Annotated in this window: 14 protein-coding genes; 8 read left to right on the top strand and 6 right to left on the bottom strand. The window is 64.2% G+C overall.

Annotated elements, in window-relative coordinates; all coding sequences use genetic code 11:
* Positions 1-190 precede the first annotated feature (190 nt).
* From alaS to NCT03_RS09535, 8 genes are all read left to right on the top strand, one after another.
* A complete protein-coding gene (gene alaS / locus NCT03_RS09570; protein WP_250492602.1) occupies positions 191-2815 on the top strand; it encodes an alanine--tRNA ligase in 2625 nt (874 codons plus the stop codon).
* A 124-nt stretch (positions 2816-2939) separates the two neighbouring features.
* Complete coding sequence (locus tag NCT03_RS09565) at positions 2940-3176, top strand: hypothetical protein (RefSeq protein ID WP_244825693.1); 237 nt, start codon at positions 2940-2942, stop codon at positions 3174-3176.
* A 401-nt stretch (positions 3177-3577) separates the two neighbouring features.
* Positions 3578-4615, top strand: coding sequence for a threonine aldolase family protein (locus NCT03_RS09560; RefSeq protein ID WP_244828077.1), 1038 nt, complete (start codon positions 3578-3580; stop codon positions 4613-4615).
* Positions 4616-4632: 17 nt separating this feature from the next.
* Positions 4633-5070: an acyl-CoA thioesterase gene (locus NCT03_RS09555; RefSeq protein ID WP_244825692.1), complete on the top strand. Its 438-nt coding sequence runs from the start codon at positions 4633-4635 to the stop codon at positions 5068-5070.
* A gap of 70 nt (positions 5071-5140) precedes the next feature.
* Entirely contained in the window at positions 5141-6022 is an 882-nt protein-coding gene (locus NCT03_RS09550; RefSeq protein WP_250492628.1) for a branched-chain amino acid ABC transporter permease, read from the top strand.
* Entirely contained in the window at positions 6015-7142 is a 1128-nt protein-coding gene (locus tag NCT03_RS09545; protein ID WP_250492601.1) for a branched-chain amino acid ABC transporter permease, read from the top strand. Before NCT03_RS09550 ends, NCT03_RS09545 begins: the two co-directional genes overlap by 8 nt.
* Positions 7143-7218: 76 nt before the next feature.
* The gene (locus tag NCT03_RS09540) at positions 7219-7956 is read left to right on the top strand and encodes an ABC transporter ATP-binding protein (RefSeq protein WP_250492600.1); all 738 of its coding nucleotides are present in this window, start codon (positions 7219-7221) and stop codon (positions 7954-7956) included.
* Positions 7953-8651, top strand: coding sequence for an ABC transporter ATP-binding protein (locus NCT03_RS09535; RefSeq protein ID WP_250492599.1), 699 nt, complete (start codon positions 7953-7955; stop codon positions 8649-8651). Before NCT03_RS09540 ends, NCT03_RS09535 begins: the two co-directional genes overlap by 4 nt.
* A 1-nt stretch (position 8652) precedes the next feature.
* Here NCT03_RS09535 and iolB read toward each other — a convergent pair whose 3' ends face one another.
* Genes iolB through NCT03_RS09505 form a run of 6 tightly spaced genes read right to left on the bottom strand, consistent with a single transcriptional unit; the run spans position 8653 to position 16207 of the window.
* Entirely contained in the window at positions 8653-9459 is an 807-nt protein-coding gene (gene iolB / locus NCT03_RS09530; RefSeq protein ID WP_244825684.1) for a 5-deoxy-glucuronate isomerase, read from the bottom strand.
* Positions 9456-10358, bottom strand: coding sequence for a myo-inosose-2 dehydratase (iolE, locus tag NCT03_RS09525; RefSeq protein WP_250465221.1), 903 nt, complete (start codon positions 10356-10358; stop codon positions 9456-9458). The genes iolB and iolE overlap by 4 nt, the downstream gene beginning before the upstream one ends.
* A gap of 10 nt (positions 10359-10368) precedes the next feature.
* Complete coding sequence (gene iolD / locus NCT03_RS09520) at positions 10369-12237, bottom strand: 3D-(3,5/4)-trihydroxycyclohexane-1,2-dione acylhydrolase (decyclizing) (RefSeq protein ID WP_250492598.1); 1869 nt, start codon at positions 12235-12237, stop codon at positions 10369-10371.
* The gene (locus NCT03_RS09515) at positions 12234-14222 is read right to left on the bottom strand and encodes a bifunctional 5-dehydro-2-deoxygluconokinase/5-dehydro-2-deoxyphosphogluconate aldolase (RefSeq protein ID WP_250492597.1); all 1989 of its coding nucleotides are present in this window, start codon (positions 14220-14222) and stop codon (positions 12234-12236) included. The genes iolD and NCT03_RS09515 overlap by 4 nt, the downstream gene beginning before the upstream one ends.
* A 19-nt stretch (positions 14223-14241) precedes the next feature.
* The gene (locus NCT03_RS09510) at positions 14242-15030 is read right to left on the bottom strand and encodes an ATP-binding cassette domain-containing protein (RefSeq protein WP_244825680.1); all 789 of its coding nucleotides are present in this window, start codon (positions 15028-15030) and stop codon (positions 14242-14244) included.
* Positions 15031-15040: 10 nt separating this feature from the next.
* Positions 15041-16207: an ABC transporter permease gene (locus NCT03_RS09505; protein WP_244825679.1), complete on the bottom strand. Its 1167-nt coding sequence runs from the start codon at positions 16205-16207 to the stop codon at positions 15041-15043.
* Positions 16208-16331 lie beyond the last annotated feature (124 nt).

Below are 16331 nucleotides of genomic sequence, written 5' to 3'. Positions count from 1 at the left end.
GGCGCGCGAGGGCGCTTTATCCGTTGCAGACGCCTGCCGCGCCCCGGTTCGGCACCGCGAATCCCGTATAATCAAAAATTACTCGGAATAGCCTTAAGTCTTGCCGAAACCCGCATCAGAAGGGCTTCAAACGGGCTTTACCAAGGCTTCGTCAGAAAACCAGCAGAACACGCAAAACGCCCCGTACGCCATGAAAGCCGCCGAAATACGCGAGAAATTCCTGAAGTTTTTCGAATCGAAGGGACATACGATCGTCCGTTCGTCGAGCCTCGTGCCGGGCAACGACCCGACGCTGCTCTTCACCAACTCGGGCATGGTCCAGTTCAAGGACGTGTTCCTCGGCGCCGAAGCGCGGCCGTACTCGCGCGCAACCACAGCGCAGCGCAGCGTGCGCGCGGGCGGCAAGCATAACGATCTGGAGAACGTCGGCTATACGGCGCGGCATCACACGTTCTTCGAGATGCTCGGCAACTTCTCGTTCGGCGACTACTTCAAGCGCGACGCCATTCACTACTGCTGGGAGCTGTTGACGAAGGTCTACATGCTGCCGCCGGAAAAGCTCACCGTCACGGTCTATCAAGAAGACGACGAAGCGTACGCCATCTGGGAAAAGGAAATCGGCGTGCCGGCGGAACGCATCATCCGCATCGGCGACAACAAGGGCGCGCGCTACGCATCCGACAACTTCTGGCAAATGGCCGACACCGGACCGTGCGGTCCGTGTTCCGAAGTGTTCTACGACCACGGTCCGGAAATCTGGGGCGGCCCGCCGGGATCGCCGGAGGAAGACGGCGACCGCTTCATCGAGATCTGGAATCTCGTGTTCATGCAGTTCAACCGCGACGCGCAAGGCAACATGACGCCGCTGCCCAAGCAGTGCGTCGATACCGGCATGGGCCTCGAACGTCTCGCCGCCGTGCTGCAGCACGTGCACAGCAACTACGAGATCGACCTCTTCCAGACGCTCATCAAGGCCGCGGGCCGCGAGACCCATACGGCCGATCTGGAAAACAACTCGCTGAAGGTCATTGCCGACCATATCCGCGCGTGCTCGTTCCTGATCGTCGATGGCGTGATTCCCGGCAACGAAGGCCGCGGTTACGTGCTGCGCCGTATCGTGCGCCGCGCCATTCGTCATGGCTACAAACTCGGCCGGCGCGGCTCGTTCTTCCACAAGCTCGTGCCGGACCTCGTCGCGGAAATGGGCGCGGCTTACCCCGAACTTGTCGATGCTCAACAGCGCGTCACCGATGTGCTGCGCCAGGAAGAAGAGCGCTTCTTCGAGACCATCGAGCACGGCATGTCGATTCTCGAAGGCGAACTGGCCGAACTCGACAAGAAGGGCGTGAAGCAACTGGACGGCGAACTCGCGTTCAAGCTGCACGATACCTACGGCTTCCCGCTCGATCTCACGGCCGACGTATGCCGCGAACGCGGCGTGACGGTGGACGAACCCGCCTTCGACGACGCCATGGCGCGTCAGCGCGATCAGGCGCGCGCGGCGGGCAAGTTCAAGCTCGCGGCCGGCCTCGAATACTCGGGCGCCAAGACCACGTTCCACGGCTACGAGAAGGAAATCTTCGACGACGCGAAAATCATCGCGCTGTATGTGGAGGGCGCGTCGGTGAGCGAGGCGCAAGCGGGCCAGCAAGCGGTCGTCGTGCTCGATCACACGCCGTTCTATGCGGAATCCGGCGGTCAGGTGGGCGATCAGGGCGTGCTCGCGAATGCCTCCGCGCGCTTCGCGGTGGCAGACACGCTCAAGGTTCAGGCCGATGTCGTCGGCCACCACGGCACGGTGGAGCAGGGCACGCTCAAGGTCGGCGACGTGGTGAAGGCGCGGATCGACGCCATCCGCCGCGCGCGCACCGCACGCAATCACTCGTCCACGCACTTGATGCACAAGGCGTTGCGCGAAGTGCTCGGCGGTCATGTGCAGCAGAAAGGCTCGCTCGTCGACGCCGACAAGACGCGCTTCGACTTCGCACACAACGCGCCGATGACGGACGACGAGATCCGCCGCGTCGAGCAGATCGTCAATCAGGAAGTGCTTGCGAACGCGCCGGGCGTCGTGCGCGTCATGTCTTACGACGAAGCGGTGAAGGGCGGCGCCATGGCGCTCTTCGGCGAGAAGTACGGCGACACGGTGCGCGTGCTGGACCTGGGCTTTTCGCGCGAACTCTGCGGCGGCACACACGTGCAGCGCACGGGCGACATCGGCCTCTTCAAGATCGTGATGGAAGGCGGCGTGGCGGCGGGCATTCGCCGTGTCGAAGCCATCACGGGCGACAATGCCGTGCGCTATGTGCAGGAGCTGGATCAGCGTATCAACGCGGCGGCGGGCGCCCTCAAGGCACAACCGTCCGAACTCACGCAGCGTATCGCGCAGGTTCAGGAGCACGTGAAGTCGCTGGAGAGGGAACTGGGCGCGCTCAAGTCGAAGCTCGCATCGAGCCAGGGTGATGAACTCGTTTCGCAAGCCGTCGATGTCGCGGGCGTTCAAGTGCTCGCCGCGCAACTCGAAGGCGCGGACGTGAAGACGCTGCGCGAAACCGTCGACAAGCTGAAGGACAAGCTCAAGAGCGCGGCTATCGTGCTGGCTTCCGTCGAAGGCGGCAAGGTCAGTCTCATCGCGGGCGTGACGGCGGATGCATCGAAGAAGGTCAAGGCGGGCGAGCTCGTCAACTTCGTCGCGCAGCAAGTGGGCGGCAAGGGCGGCGGCCGTCCCGACATGGCGCAGGCGGGCGGCACGGAACCGGCCAAGCTGCCGGCCGCACTCGCAGGCGTGACAGGCTGGGTGCAGCAGCAGCTTTAAAGCGCGGTGGAAGTGCTTAAAACGGTCCGGTTGGCGAAAGTCACCGGGCCGTTTTTCATTACAGCCTGTCAGGCACATCTCGTGCATCTTCTCCGGTACTTTCAACCAAAAGGGGAGAACAAACATGAACCACAAGATTGCATCGATCGTGCTGGCTGGCGCAATGATCGCCGCCACGGGCGCAGCACAGGCCAAGGGATGTCTCGAAGGCGCGGCAGTCGGCGGCGTGGCGGGGCACGTCGCGGGCAAGCACGGCGTGGTGGGCGCGGCGGGTGGCTGCGCGATCGGCCATCACGAAGCGAACAAGAAGGACAAGGCCGCGCAGCAAGCCAACGCCGCCAGCGGCACGACAGCGAAGTAAGCGCAGCCTCGACCCAAGTTATTGTTTACGCCATAAAGCGCGCCGCCGGCTTCGGTGGCGCGCTTTTTCGTCAGATGACATGTTGAATTGGAGCGGCGCGCTGACGGCACCACGTCGTCGATGCTCGTAGCGGCAAAGCGCAATTCAACACCGATAGCGCAATCGTTCGACGCTGCCCGTCGGTATCCTAAGTGTCGCGCGATTAGAACGGGCGCGGCACACGATCTATCGCTCAATCGCATTCGAATCATGCACGGCGCGATGCGGATAAAATGAGCGGACTGCTTGCACGGCACGCAACGATGGCGACCACGCGATCTTCACTCGTCCCGGGTCACGAAGCTCGTGCAGCGCCTTCCACCAGTCTTCCAGCGAATTCCATGACCGCGCCGAACGAATCCATCCAGCACTTCGCCTCCGACAATTACGCGGGTATCTGCCCCGAAGCGCTCGATGCGCTCGTCAAGGCCAACACCAGCGGCCACGAACCGGCTTACGGCGACGATTCCTGGACCGCGCGCGTGTGCGACCGCATCCGCGATCTGTTCCAGACCGACTGCGAAGTCTTCTTCGTCTTCAATGGCACGGCGGCCAATTCGCTTGCGCTGGCGTCGCTGTGCCAGTCGTATCACTCGGTCATTTGCCACGAACTCGCGCATATCGAAACCGACGAGTGCGGCGGCCCCGAATTCTTCTCCGGCGGCTCCAAGCTCCTGACCGCGAAGGGCGAGAACGGCAAGCTCACGCCCGATGCGATCGAGGAACTCGTCACCCGACGCGCCGATATCCATTATCCGAAGCCGAAAGTCGTCTCGCTCACGCAATCGACGGAAGTGGGCACGGTCTATACCGTCGAGGAAGTGCGCGCGATTGCGGCCATCGCCAAGCGGCGGCACCTGACCGTGCATATGGATGGCGCGCGTTTCGCCAACGCGGTCGCCACGCTCGGCGTGCATCCGTCGGAGATTACGTGGCGCGCGGGCGTCGACGTGCTGTGCTTCGGCGGCACCAAGAACGGCTTGCCGGTCGGCGAAGCGGTCGTGTTTTTCGACAAGGCGCTTGCCGTGGATTTTGCTTATCGGCTGAAACAGGCGGGGCAGCTTGCATCGAAAATGCGCTTCATCTCCGCGCCGTGGCTCGGCTTGCTCGATAACGATGTCTGGCTGCGCAACGCGCGTCACGCCAACTCAATGGCGCAATTGATGGCCGAGCGTCTCGCGAATATTCCCGGCGTACAGGTGCTCTTCAAGCCGGAATCGAACGCGGTGTTCGCGGAATTGCCGCCGCACGTCGCCACCGCCTTGCGCGCGAAAGGCTGGAAGTTTTATCAGTTCATCGGGTCGGGCGGCTGCCGCCTGATGTGCGCATGGGACACGCGCGAGGACACCGTCGAGCGCTTCGCCGACGAAGTCCGCGCACTCGCAGCGATCAACCGCTGATGCAGCCGCTGCCGACGATGAGCAAACCGCAACCCACGCGCCGCGCGGACTATCCGCACTTCCTCACCATCAGCACGCGCTGGTCCGACAACGATGTCTATGGTCATATCAACAACGTCGTCTACTACAGCTACTTCGATACCGTCGTGAACGAGTATCTGCTGCGCTCGGGCGTGCTCGACTTCGCGGGCGGCGAGACGATCGGGCTCGTCGTGGAAACGCGCTGCAATTTCTTCGAGTCGGTTTCGTTTCCCGATCTGATCGATGCGGGCTTGCGCGTGGAAAAGCTCGGCACGACGAGCGTGCGCTACGAGGTCGGCATCTTCACGCAAGGCGCAAAGAGCGCGGCGGCGCAGGGCCATTTCGTGCATGTCTATGTGAACCGCATGACGCGCCGGCCGGTGCCTTTGCCCGAGCGTCTCGTCGATGCCTTGAAGCCGCTCGTCAACGCTTGAGGATTGTTCCGTGCTTCAGTGGTTCAGCGTGAGCCTGCTCAACGGCGTGAGCGTCGGGCTGCTGCTCTTCATGCTCTGTGCGGGCCTCACGCTCATCTTCTCGATGCTCGGCGTGCTCAACTTCGCGCACGCGAGCTTCTATATGCTCGGCGCGTATGTCGGTCAGGCGCTGGCTTCGTACGGCGGATTCTGGCTGGCACTCGCCGTGGCGCCTTTGATCGTCGGCTGCGCGGGCGCGTTGTTCGAGCGCTATCTGCTCAAGCGCGTGCATGCGCGCGGCGCGCTCGCCGAGTTGCTGCTCACGTTCGGCGCGGCCATCGTAATAGGCGAGGGCGTGAAGCTCGTATGGGGGCTCGGACCGTTGCCCGCGACGATTCCCTCCGTGCTCGACGGGCCGCTCTTCACCTGGTACGGCGCCGCATTTCCACGCTACCGCGTGTTCATGATGCTGCTTGCCATCGTCATGCTCGGCGCGTTGCATGTCGTGTTGCGCGTATCGAAGACGGGGCTCGTGGTGCGCGCGGCGCTCACGCATTCCGCGACCGTCGAAACGCTCGGCCACGATGTCCCGCGTGTCTTCACGACGGTGTTCGCCGCCGGCACGGCGCTGGCGGCGCTCGCGGGTGTGATCGGCGCGCCGCTTGCCGTGCTCGAACCGTCGATGGCCGACGCCGTCGGTCCCATCGTGTTCGTCGTCGTGGTCATCGGCGGGCTGGGCTCGCTTTCGGGGGCGCTCGTCGCGTCGCTCTTGATCGGCTGCGTGCAGACATTCGCCGTGGGCACGACGGCATCGGCGGGGAGCATTGCTGCCTGGTTCGGCGTGCGTTTGCCGGACGCTTGGGCCACGCTCACCGTCGCGCAACTCGCGCCCGTGCTGCCGTACCTGTTGCTCGTCGCGATGCTGGCGGCGCGTCCACGCGGACTCTTCGGTGAAGAGACGCGCGATGCTTAAGTCCCTCGCGCCGTGGCTCGCACTCGTCGCGGCGCTTGCGTTACCGCCGCTTTGCTTCGATCGATCCTGGCTGCTTGCGTATCTCGCGCAGACGGCGACGCTCATCGTTTTCGCGCTCTCGTACAACCTGCTGCTCGGGCAGACGGGCTTGCTTTCCTTCGGTCACGCGGTTTATGCGGGGTTTGGCGCTTTCGCCGCCGCGCATGCGTTCAATCGCTTTGGCGTGCCGTTGCCATTGCTGCCGTTGATCGGCGGATGCTTTGCGGTGCTCGCGGCCATCGTCTTCGGCGCGATCTCGACGCAACGCGGCGGCACGGCTTTCGCGATGATCACGCTAGGCATCGGCGAATTGGTTGCGGCAAGCGTCTGGCTCGTGCCGGGCTGGTTCGGCGGCGAGGGTGGCGTGGCGATCGATCGCGCGAGCGGCGCTGCGCTCTTCGGATGGACATTCGGCCCGTTGCGGCAGGCGTATGCGTTGATCGCGTGCTGGTGTGTCGTGTCGGCTTGCGCGATGTTCGCGTTCTCTCGCACGCCGCTTTGTCGCCTCGCCAACGCCGTGCGCGACAGTCCCGTGCGCGCGGCGGCGATAGGCGCGTCGCCACGGCGCGTGCGCTTCACGATGCTCGTCGTATCCGCGTTCTTCGCGGGCCTTGCAGGCGTGTTGTCGCTCGTGAATGTCGAACTGGCATCGGCGGAAAGCGTCGGGCTTGCGAGATCGACGAGCGTGCTGGTGGCGACGGTCATCGGCGGGACCGGAAGCTTCTTTGGGCCGATTGCCGGGGCGGTGCTGCTCACGTTTTTCAGCGTGGCGGTGGCGAGCGTGTCCGCTGCCTGGCCGATGTATCTCGGACTGTGCTTCGTGTGGGTGATCGTCGCGGTGCCCGATGGCGTCGCTGGCTTCTTCACGCGCATGCGCACGCGCCCGCTTCGTTCGACCATGTATGCCATGTCGAGCACGCTGGCGTTCGGTGCGGCCGTGGTCGTCGCGGTGGAGACGCTCTATGCGCGACAAGCGGATGCAAGCGCGTTGCCGCACGGCGTTTGGTGGATCGCGTTGCCTTGCTTCGCGGTCGGCGTTGGGCTCGCGTGGATCGATCGACGGGCGCGGGGCGTGCGATGAACATGGGTCTTGAACCGCGTAAATTCGGCGAGCGCTTCAGGGCGATGTTTGCCGCCGGTCGCAAAGGGTACACGCCATGACCATCGCCCTCGAATTGCGCGGCATCGCGAAACGGTTCGGTCCGACGCGCGTTCTGCGCGGTATCGATCTGCAAGTGCAAAGCGGCGAACGTCATGCGCTCATCGGCCCGAATGGCGCAGGCAAGTCCACGCTCTTCGACACCATTTCCGGGCGCACCAAACCCGACGAAGGGCGCATCGTGGCGATCGGTATCGACATCACCGGTCGCGCGCCGCAACGCATTAGCCGAGTGCTTGCGCGCAGCTTCCAGACGACGAGCGTCTTCACCGGCTTGAGCGTGCTCGACAATCTGCGTTGTGCGGCGTTGGGCTCGGCTTCCTCGCGCAGGATCGATCGCTGGCTGCCGTCGCGCGCGCTCGAAGACCGCGCCCGCGCCATGCTAGATGCCATCGGCCTGGCCGCTCACGCCGACGTACCCGCCGCACGGCTCACGTATGCGGAACAGCGCGCGCTCGATCTAGGCATCGCGCTTGCCACCGATGCGCCGCTCATTCTCCTCGACGAACCCACGGCGGGGATGAACCGCGCGGAGGCATCGCGCGCGCTGGCGCTGATTCGGGCGACGACGCAAGGGCGCACGCTCGTCGTCATCGAGCACGACATGGACGCGGTGTTCGGCCTCGCGGATCGCATCTCCGTGCTGGTTCAAGGGCGCGTGATCGCCACCGGCACGCCTGCGGCGATTCGCGACGATCGCGCGGTGCGCGAGGCGTATCTGGGGGAATCGCGATGAGCGCCGGGTTGCGTATCCACGATCTGCGCGCGTGGCATGGCGCGGCACAGGTGCTGCACGGCGTGAACCTGTCGATAGCCGAAGGCGAGATCGTCGCGCTCGTGGGCCGCAATGGTTCGGGGCGCTCGACGCTCGCGAAGTCCATCATGGGCCTCGTGCGCTGCGAGGGCGAGATGCGGTTTCGCGATGCATCGCTCGTCGGGCTGCGGCCGTTTCGCATCGCGCGCATGGGAATTGGCTACGTGCCTGAAACGCGCGATGTGTTTCCGGGTTTGAGCGTGCGCGAGAATCTCGTGCTGGGCGAGCGTCCGGGCACGCGCTTCAGTGTGGACGATGCTTATCGCCTCTTCCCCGTGTTGCGGGAGCGCGCGCGAGTGAAGGCCGGCGCGTTGTCGGGCGGCGAACAGCAATTGCTGGCGCTGGCGAGAACGCTGGCGGGCGATCCGTCGTTGGTGGTCATCGACGAACCCGGCGAAGGGCTCGCGCCGCAAATGCTGACGCAAGTGGCGGCGTGCCTCGCGGGTCTGCGCGAACGCGGCGTGGCGATACTGCTGATCGAAGAGCGCCTGACGATCGCGCGCATGCTCGATGCGCGCGTCGCGGTGATGGGGCACGGCGCGGTTCAGTTCGATGGGGCGTTGGGGGAGCTGGAAACACGCGCCGATGTGCAGCGAGAATGGCTGTCCGTGGGTTAACTCACTCCTTGCTATCCCGCTCCACGATCCATTCATGCTTCGGATCGTTTTTAAAGTGCCACGTGCGCTTATCGCCCGCCATCACGTTGAGATAATAATTATCGTAGCCATAAGGCACGACGACCGGATGATACCCACGCGGCACCATCACCACGTCGCGGTTCTCCACCGCCAGGGTTTCGTCGAGATCGCGCTCGTCGGTATAAACACGCTGAAACGCAAAGCCCTGCGGCGGATTCAGCCGATGGTAATAAGTCTCCTCCAGCGAACTTTCGACAGGCACGTTGTCGTGATCGTGCTTGTGCGGCGGATAGCTCGACGCATGGCCGCTCGGCGTACGCACTTCGACCACGAGTAACGACTCGGCAGCCTCGGTCTGCGGAAGAATATCGCACACGTGTCGCGTATTCGCGTTCTTGCCGCGCGTCGAACGCTTCATTTGCGAGGGCTCGATGAGTCGCGGCGGATACACGCCCGTCGCCGGCGCGCTCGCCACGCCGAGTTCCGTTTCGCGCTCCGCCCGCACGATTGCCGCGAGCTTCGGCGGTACGTAGACGGCATAGGGCGCGGCGTCTTCGAACACACTGTCGCGCGAGCCGATGGACTGCCAGTGCTCGTCGCCCGCCTCGACGCTCACCGTGCCCGTCAGCACGACGATGCAGCTCTCGCGCCCGGCGTCGTAGACATGCAGCACTTCACCTTCTTCCAGCCGGTACGCCGCGAAGCCGACATGCTTCCAGCCAGCGGATTCCGGTGTCACACGCGCGATCGTCTGGCCTTCGCGCGATGCCTTCACTAACAGGCTCATGCCGTCTCCTTGAATGTGGCATCGACAAGTGTGCGCAACGTGCGATAACCCTTGTCGGCATACTCGTAACTCCGCGCGATCACCGGGTCCTGCTCCGCTTCCACGACGAGCCAGCCGTCGTAATCATGCTCGGCCAGACACGCGACGATGCCGGGATAATCCACCGCGCCATCGCCCGGCACGGTGAAGGCGCCGTTGATGACCGCATCGAGAAAACTCCAGTTGCGATTGCGCGCCAGCTTCACGATCTCCGGGCGCACGTCCTTGCAATGCACATGGCACACGCGCGCAATATGCTTGCGCAGCGTGGTCAATGCGTCGCCGCCCGCGAAGGTGATGTGGCCCGCATCGAAGAGAAGGCCCACCGCATCGTTGGTCTCCGCCATCAGACGGTCGACGTCCGCGGGCGTCTCCACATACGCGCCCATGTGATGATGATAGGCGACCCGAACGCCTCGTGACAGCGTGTATTCCGCGAAACGATTCAGCCGCTCGGCATACTGTTGCCACTGCGCATCCGCAAAGAAACGCGGGCGCTGATAGAGCGGGCGCGGCGCGCCTTGAATGGAATTCGCCACTTCGCCATAGACCATCACCTTCGCGCCGTTTTGCGCGAGCAAGTCGAGATGGGCACCCACGGCTTCGATCTCTTCTTCCGCGCTGCGCTCGGCGAGTCTGCCCGAGTACCAGCCCGACACCAGCGCGAGGTCGTATTGCGCCAGCAGCGTCTTGAGCGCCTGCGGCTCGCGCGGAAACTTGTTGCCGAGTTCGAAGCCTTCGTAACCGATCCGCCGGCCTTCGGTCAGCGCGACGGACAAGGGCGTCTCGCCGCCGAGCGATGGCAAATCGTCGTTCATCCACGACAAGGGATTGATTCCGATCCGTACGTGCAGAGACATGTGCGCGGTCCTAGATAGAGTTGCCTTCGCTGCGTGCTTTCAACGCGCGCTCGTAACGCTCGCGCGCCGACAAGACCGCATCGCGATCCGATACCTCGGGCACCGCGACTTCCCACCACCATCCGCCTTCGTCGGTCGTGCGCGCGGGGTCGGTGTCGATGGAGATGAGGTAGCTGCGCTCGGCGGCGCGCGCGCGTCGCATCGCGGCCTGCAAGTCGTCGATGCTCGCCACATGCTCCGACAACGCGCCGAGCGCACGCGCGTGCATCGCGAAATCGATGGTCGGTGCGCCGAGCGGGCCTTGCTTGCAGTCGTCGATCAGGTTGTTGAAGGGCGCACCGCCGCATGCCTGTTGCAAACGGTTGATGCAGCCATAGCCGCGATTGTCGAGCAACACGACGATCAGCTTCGCGCCGAGCATGACGGAGCTCGCCAACTCGCTGTTCATCATGAGATAGCTGCCGTCGCCGACGATCACGATCACCTCGCGCTCCGGCCGCGCGAGCTTCGCGCCCAGACCACCCGCGATCTCGTAGCCCATGCACGAATAACCGTATTCGACGTGATAGCCGCCCGGCGCGCTCGTGCGCCACAGCTTCTGCAGATCGGCCGGCAGGGTGCCCGCCGCGCACACGACGATATCGTCAGTCGGCGAATCGGCTTTCGAGCGCTGCACCGCGCCGATGACATCCGCTTCGCGCGGCAAGGCGTTGTCGGCGACGGGCGTGTTCGTCACGTGCGCGACGGTCTCGCGCCAGTCGTCGGCGAGACGTTTGGCGCGCGTGGTCCATTGCGACGACGCGCGCCAGTCGCCGAGCGCTTCGGAAAGCGCATCGAGTGCGAGGCGCGCATCGGCTTCGACGCTCAGCGCGTCTTGCTTCAGGGCATCGAAAGGATTGGCGTTGATCGAAACGAGCCGCGTATGCGCAAAGAGCGTGTTCGATCCCGTGGTGAAGTCCTGCAAGCGCGTGCCCACCGCGAGCACGCAATCGCTCGATTGCGCGAGTTCATTCGCCGATGCCGCGCCCGTCACGCCGATTCCGCCCGCGTTCAGGGCGTCGTCCCAAGCGAGCGCGCCTTTGCCTGCCTGCGTTTCCGCGACGGGCACGCCATGCTTGTGCGCGAAGGCGCGCAACGCGTCGGTGGCGAGGCCGTACAGCACGCCGCCGCCCGAGACGATCAGCGGTTCGCGCGACTCGCGCAAGGCCGCTGCGGCGCGCGCGATTTCATGCGGTGAAGGCGCGCTCGCATGGAACTCGACCACACGCGGCTCGAAGAACGAAGCGGGATAGTCGTAGGCCATCGCCTGCACGTCCTGCGGCAGCGCGAGCGTGACGGGACCGCAGAGCGCGGCATCGGTAAGCACGCGGATCGCGCGCGGCAACGCGCTCAACAACTGCGCCGGATGCACGATGCGATCGAAATAACGCGACACGGCCTTCAAGGCATCGTTCGCGGAAACGCCGCCGTCGTGTGCGTCCTCGACTTGTTGCAGAACCGGATCGGGCGCGCGCGACACGAAGATGTCGCCCGGCAGAAGCAGCACCGGCAGCCGGTTCACATGCGCGAGCGCGGCCGCCGTCACGAGATTGGTGGCGCCCGGCCCGATGGACGTCGTGACAGCCATCATGCGGCGCCGCATATGCGCCTTTGCAAACGCGATCGCGCTATGCGCCATGGCTTGCTCGTTGTGCGCGCGATACGTCGGCAATTCCTCGCGATGCCGATACAACGCCTCGCCGATGCCCGCGACATTGCCGTGCCCGAAAATTGCGAAGACGCCGCCGAAGAGCGCCTCGCCGCTTTCCGTGCGCAGCGCGGCGAGATAGCGCACGAGCGCCTGCGCGGTGGTCAGCCGGATGGTAGCGTGCTGATTCATGCTGCTTGCTCCTGTCTTGGCTGCACGGCATTCAGCGACGCGCGCGCCTCGCGCCATGCGGAAATCAGCGTTTCGAACGTGTGGCGAACGCGCGCGATCAACTCGTCGTCGCCGATTTCACCCGCGAGCCATGCGCGGCTCGGCTCGTGAAAAATGGTGCGTCCGACCGTGAAGCCCTTGCACGTTTTGGACGATGCCGCCGCCTTGAAGCCATCGCGCAACTGATCGACCGCCGCAGAGAGCCCGAGCAGCACGACGCCGCGGCAATACGGATCGCGCTCGGCAATCAGCGCATCGACGGCCTGCCATTGCTGTGCGCTCATCGGTTCGAGCTTCCACCATTCGGGATAGATGCCGAGGTTGTAGAGGCGCTTCAATGCGCGATACGCCGTGTCGTCCTCCACGGGCGGTCCGTTCTTCGGCACGATCACTTCGAGCAGCAGTTCATTGCCGCTCGCCTGTGTCGCATCGTAGAGCGTGCGCAGTTGCGCTTCCTGTTCGAGGCGCACGTCATGCGGATGATCGGGGTGATAGTGCACGAGACACTTCGCGATATGCTCGCGCGGCCATTCGACGAGCGTCGTGCCGACGTCGCGGCCGTGATCGAACACGAGCGGCATCGAGCCCGGCAACTCGACCGGACGGCCGATCCACCAGCCGCGGCCAGTCGCGGCATTGAGCGCATCCTGTCCGTAGCGGTCGTCGATCAATACGCCGATACGGCCGGCCAGTCCGCGTTCTTCTTCCGTCTTCGCGACGGCATCGACGAAAAGACCCTTCAGCTTCGCAATGCGCGTTTCGTTTGCGCCGGTCTGCTGCGCAAGCTCGAAAAACTGGTTGCGATGATCGAACGCGAAGCCGAGCACTTCGTCCCATTGCTTGCGCCTGGGGCTCACGCGATGCAGACGCGCGAGGCCCGCATCGCGATCCGGACGGCGCATGCGTGCCGGGTCTTCTTTTGCGGCCGCGAGGAAGTACACGAGTTCCTCGGGCGTGGGCATGGCGGGCGCGCAGCCGTGACGCGAAACGACGAGTGCGCCGCACGCATTTGCCGCGCGCGCACACGCTTCGAGCGATTCGTCGCGCAGCCAGCCCGAGAGGAAGCCGGACGCGAACGCATCGCCCGCGCCGAGCACGTTGAGCACTTCGACTTCGACGCCGCCATGAATGGGCGCATCGTCGATGGAAGCGGGCACCGCGCCTTCGATGATCGAGCAGCCGAGCGGCCCGCGCTTCACGACGAGCGTGGCATGAGTAACGGTACGAACCATGGCGAGCGCATCGATCAGATCGTCCTTGCCGCCCGCAATCCGGAACTCTTCTTCCGTGCCGATCGCGAGATCGATCAGCGGCAGGATGTGCAGCAAATGCGCGGTGACGCTTTCATCGGCGACGAAGCGCGTTTCGCCGTCGGCCTTGCCTGTCAGACCCCACAGCACCGGCCGATAATCGATGTCGAGAATCGTGCGCACGTTGTTTCGGCGCGCGTATTCGAGCGCGCGGCGGCTCGTGCGATTCACCTGTTCCGTGGAGAAGTGCGTGCCCGTGATGAGCAATGCCTTCGACGAGGCGATATACGCTTCGTCGAAATCGTTTTCGTCCACGGCCATGTCGGCGCAATTCTCGCGATAGAACACGAGCGGAAAGGTATCGCGATCTTTTATGCCGAGCAGCACGAGCGCGGTGAGACGCTCGAAGTCCGTGCGCACGTGGCTCACGTCGCAGCCTTCGCCCGCGAGTGTTTCGACGAGAAAGCGTCCCATGTGATCGTTGCCGACGCGCGCGAGCATCGACGACTTGAGCCCCAACCGCGCGCAACCGAACGCGATATTCGCCGACGACCCGCCGAGATACTTCGCAAACGTCGCGACGTCTTCGAGCCGCGCGCCGACCTGTTGCGCGTAGAGATCGACCGCGAGGCGGCCGAGGCACACGATATCGTGCGCGCGGTCCGCTGCAAAACGTGAGGTGTGTTGTTCTGGCATGGTTTGTTGTCCTCGATCCTCAGATCGTCGCGCCCTCGAGTTCGTTGATCATCGTCTGCATCTCGGCGCCGCCCGCCATCATGTCGAGCACTTCGTTCTTCGAGATGGTGTCCTTGGTGTAGGTGCCCATCGAGCGGCCGCGATTGAGCAGCGTGAAGGAGTCGCCGATCGGATAAGCGTGGTGCACGTTGTGCGTGATGAAGATCACGGAAATGCCTTTTTCGCGCGCCTTGTGAATCAGCTTCAGCACGTTGAAGCTCTGCTTCACGCCGAGCGCGGCGGTCGGTTCGTCGAGAATCAGCACGCGTGCGCCGAAGTGAATGGCGCGCGCAATCGCGAGACATTGCTTCTCGCCACCGGACATGGTGCCGATAGGCTGATGCGGATCGCGCACGTTGATGCCCATTTCCGCGAGCTTCGCCTGCGAAGTCTCCGCGGCAAGATCGAGATCCATCACGCTGAAGAGACCGAAGCGTTTCTTCTGCGGCTCGCGGCCCATGAAGAAATTGCGCGCAACGGACAAGAGCGGCACGAGCGCGAGATCCTGATAAACCGTGGCGATGCCCAAATCCAGCGCTTCCTTCGGCGACTCGAAGCGCACTGGCTTGCCATCGACGAGATAGTCGCCGGCGGACGGCGTGTGCACGCCCGCCAGCGTCTTGATGAGCGTGGACTTGCCCGCGCCGTTATCGCCCAGCAGGCAATGCACTTCGCCGCGTCTCAGGCGCAAGGTCACGCCGTTCAATGCGATGACCTTGCCGAAAAACTTGCTGACGTTTTCCAGCGCGAGAATGTTGTCGTCGTTCATGGCGTTGGCCTCACTGAGCTTGCGATACGCGACGGCGCACGTAGTGATTGAACAGCACGGCGAGCAGCAGCATCACGCCGAGAAACACGCGGAACCAGTCGGAACTCACGTTCGTATAAGTGATGCCGATCTGCACGACGCCGAAGATGAGCGCGCCGAAGCACGCGCCGACGACCGAGCCATAACCGCCCGTCAAAAGCGTCCCGCCGATGACCGCCGCGATGATCGCCTCGAATTCCTTCTGCAAGCCGCGATCGGCCGCTGCCGAGCCGATATCGCACACCTGCAGCACGGCGAAGAGACACGAGCAGAAGGCGGTGAGCACGAAGAGCGAAATCTTCACGCGCCGTACCGGCACGCCGACGTTCTTGGCCGCGTTGGCGTCGCCGCCGACCGCGAGAATCCAGTTGCCGTAGCGCGTCTTGGCGAGCACGAAGGCGCAGACGGCGGCGAGCGCGAGCCACCAGATGATGACCTTCGGAATGCCCGGCACGAGCGGCTGGCCGTTATCGAGCAACTGACCGATCCCCATGTGCGCGAGCCACGCGAAGAGGCCGTGCAGCGCGACGCCGCGAAAGAGCGTGTCGGCGAGCCAGTCTTGTTGAGCGAGATCGCCGACGCCGGAAATGATGGTGCGATCCGCGAACATGATCGAGAGCGCGAGCGTGAGGCCGCGCAGGATGAACAGAAACGCGAGCGTGACGATGAACGAAGGCAGCCGCGTCTTCATCACGAGGTAGCCGTTCAACGCGCCGAGCAGCATGGAAGCGACGAACGCGAAGAGAATCGACAGCGAGAACGGCCAGTGCAGATAAACCGAGGGCAGCGCGACCATCATGCCCGCGAAGCCGATCATCGAGCCGATGGACAGATCGAACTCGCCCGCGATCATGAGAAGACACGCGCCGACCGCGAGCAAGCCGAGGTAGGCCGCGACCTGCGACCAGTTCATCACGCCGTCGAGGTTGAACATGCCCGATGAACCCGCCGCGAAGCCGAACACGATGAACACGAGCACGGTGCCCGAGATCGCGGCGAACTCCGGCCGGTTCAGCAGATGGCCGAACCACGATTGCCGGCGCACGCGTTCGTCCGAGGGCTTTGCTGCCTCCTGCGTCTCGGCCGACTCTGGCTGTGGATTCGCATGTGGAGGGTAATGCTTGCCGGCTACGCCCATGATGGCTCCTTGACTGATACCGATGCGCGCGCTCCTGCCGCGTCGGGAATAGACGCAGCAGACGCACGACGTTCCGCGCAAATGCAGTGATAGCGGGCGGCGCTGAAAAGTCGGCCGCCCTGAA

It is taken from the genome of Caballeronia sp. GAWG1-1, assembly GCF_023631465.1.
GTDB lineage: Bacteria > Pseudomonadota > Gammaproteobacteria > Burkholderiales > Burkholderiaceae > Caballeronia.
This window is presented reverse-complemented; position numbering and strand designations above follow the sequence as displayed.

Coding starts and splice junctions, on each gene's coding strand:
- NCT03_RS09550 (WP_250492628.1), top strand. CDS start 5,141: ATGCTCTGTGCGGGCCTCACGCTCATCTTCTCGATGCTCGGCGTGCTC.
- NCT03_RS09545 (WP_250492601.1), top strand. CDS start 6,015: ATGCTTAAGTCCCTCGCGCCGTGGCTCGCACTCGTCGCGGCGCTTGCG.
- NCT03_RS09540 (WP_250492600.1), top strand. CDS start 7,219: ATGACCATCGCCCTCGAATTGCGCGGCATCGCGAAACGGTTCGGTCCG.
- iolD (WP_250492598.1), bottom strand. CDS start 12,237: ATGAATCAGCACGCTACCATCCGGCTGACCACCGCGCAGGCGCTCGTG.
- NCT03_RS09510 (WP_244825680.1), bottom strand. CDS start 15,030: ATGAACGACGACAACATTCTCGCGCTGGAAAACGTCAGCAAGTTTTTC.
- NCT03_RS09515 (WP_250492597.1), bottom strand. CDS start 14,222: ATGCCAGAACAACACACCTCACGTTTTGCAGCGGACCGCGCGCACGAT.
- iolB (WP_244825684.1), bottom strand. CDS start 9,459: ATGAGCCTGTTAGTGAAGGCATCGCGCGAAGGCCAGACGATCGCGCGT.
- NCT03_RS09565 (WP_244825693.1), top strand. CDS start 2,940: ATGAACCACAAGATTGCATCGATCGTGCTGGCTGGCGCAATGATCGCC.
- NCT03_RS09555 (WP_244825692.1), top strand. CDS start 4,633: ATGAGCAAACCGCAACCCACGCGCCGCGCGGACTATCCGCACTTCCTC.
- NCT03_RS09505 (WP_244825679.1), bottom strand. CDS start 16,207: ATGGGCGTAGCCGGCAAGCATTACCCTCCACATGCGAATCCACAGCCA.
- iolE (WP_250465221.1), bottom strand. CDS start 10,358: ATGTCTCTGCACGTACGGATCGGAATCAATCCCTTGTCGTGGATGAAC.
- alaS (WP_250492602.1), top strand. CDS start 191: ATGAAAGCCGCCGAAATACGCGAGAAATTCCTGAAGTTTTTCGAATCG.
- NCT03_RS09535 (WP_250492599.1), top strand. CDS start 7,953: ATGAGCGCCGGGTTGCGTATCCACGATCTGCGCGCGTGGCATGGCGCG.